This is a genomic window from Rothia sp. HMSC062H08, assembly GCF_001810775.1.
Taxonomy (GTDB): domain Bacteria; phylum Actinomycetota; class Actinomycetes; order Actinomycetales; family Micrococcaceae; genus Rothia.
Window position 1 is genome coordinate 1 of record NZ_KV802661.1, and the last position, 1,902, is coordinate 1,902.

Annotated in this window: 1 rRNA gene; it reads left to right on the plus strand. The window is 53.0% G+C overall.

Annotation, left to right across the window (positions count from 1 at the left end):
• Nucleotides 1-327: 327 nt before the first annotated feature.
• Nucleotides 328-1,854, plus strand: a 16S ribosomal RNA gene (locus HMPREF2765_RS02585).
• The last annotated feature ends 48 nt before the right edge of the window (nt 1,855-1,902 follow it).

The following is a 1,902-nucleotide window of genomic DNA, read 5'->3' on the forward strand; positions in this document are numbered from 1 at the left end:
CGGATTTGCATGGCACACAAAACGCTGGTATAGTTGATTGAGTTGCCGCGGGAACGCGGTAACAATGAAAATAACATGAATGACCGTTCAACGGTAAGGCTTCCTTCGAATGAAGGGGTTGAGGTGTTGAATCGGTGTGTTGCTTGAGAACTCAATAGTGTGCTTTGTTCAATAAAATCACCGAATGGTGATGGAAACTGAAACTAATACCAAATATTTATTGATATTTGATAATCATCAAATGGTTTCAAATTTAGTCAGCTTGAGTCACGCACCCCCGTGTGTGATTCGCTGTTTGAGATCAGATTATCAAGCTTTTCTATTTTTTCAACGGAGAGTTTGATTCTGGCTCAGGACGAACGCTGGCGGCGTGCTTAACACATGCAAGTCGAACGATGAAGCCTAGCTTGCTAGGTGGATTAGTGGCGAACGGGTGAGTAATACGTGAGTAACCTACCTTTAACTCTGGGATAAGCCCGGGAAACTGGGTCTAATACCGGATACGACCAATCTCCGCATGGGGTGTTGGTGGAAAGCGTTATGTAGTGGTTATAGATGGGCTCACGGCCTATCAGCTTGTTGGTGAGGTAACGGCTCACCAAGGCGACGACGGGTAGCCGGCCTGAGAGGGTGACCGGCCACACTGGGACTGAGACACGGCCCAGACTCCTACGGGAGGCAGCAGTGGGGAATATTGCACAATGGGCGCAAGCCTGATGCAGCGACGCCGCGTGAGGGATGACGGCCTTCGGGTTGTAAACCTCTGTTAGCAGGGAAGAAGAGAGATTGACGGTACCTGCAGAGAAAGCGCCGGCTAACTACGTGCCAGCAGCCGCGGTAATACGTAGGGCGCGAGCGTTGTCCGGAATTATTGGGCGTAAAGAGCTTGTAGGCGGTTTGTCGCGTCTGCTGTGAAAGGCCGGAGCTTAACTCCGTGTATTGCAGTGGGTACGGGCAGACTAGAGTGCAGTAGGGGAGACTGGAATTCCTGGTGTAGCGGTGGAATGCGCAGATATCAGGAGGAACACCGATGGCGAAGGCAGGTCTCTGGGCTGTAACTGACGCTGAGAAGCGAAAGCATGGGGAGCGAACAGGATTAGATACCCTGGTAGTCCATGCCGTAAACGTTGGGCACTAGGTGTGGGGGACATTCCACGTTTTCCGCGCCGTAGCTAACGCATTAAGTGCCCCGCCTGGGGAGTACGGCCGCAAGGCTAAAACTCAAAGAAATTGACGGGGGCCCGCACAAGCGGCGGAGCATGCGGATTAATTCGATGCAACGCGAAGAACCTTACCAAGGCTTGACATATACTGGACCGCATCAGAGATGGTGTTTCCCTTCGGGGCTGGTATACAGGTGGTGCATGGTTGTCGTCAGCTCGTGTCGTGAGATGTTGGGTTAAGTCCCGCAACGAGCGCAACCCTCGTTCTATGTTGCCAGCACGTTATGGTGGGGACTCATAGGAGACTGCCGGGGTCAACTCGGAGGAAGGTGGGGATGACGTCAAATCATCATGCCCCTTATGTCTTGGGCTTCACGCATGCTACAATGGCCGGTACAGAGGGTTGCGATACTGTGAGGTGGAGCTAATCCCTAAAAGCCGGTCTCAGTTCGGATTGGGGTCTGCAACTCGACCCCATGAAGTCGGAGTCGCTAGTAATCGCAGATCAGCAACGCTGCGGTGAATACGTTCCCGGGCCTTGTACACACCGCCCGTCAAGTCACGAAAGTTGGTAACACCCAAAGCCGGTGGCCTAACCTTTTGGAGGGAGCCGTCTAAGGTGGGATTGGCGATTGGGACTAAGTCGTAACAAGGTAGCCGTACCGGAAGGTGCGGCTGGATCACCTCCTTTCTAAGGAGCACATTTAGTTGGCCATGCTACCCGCGAGTGTCGGGTGGG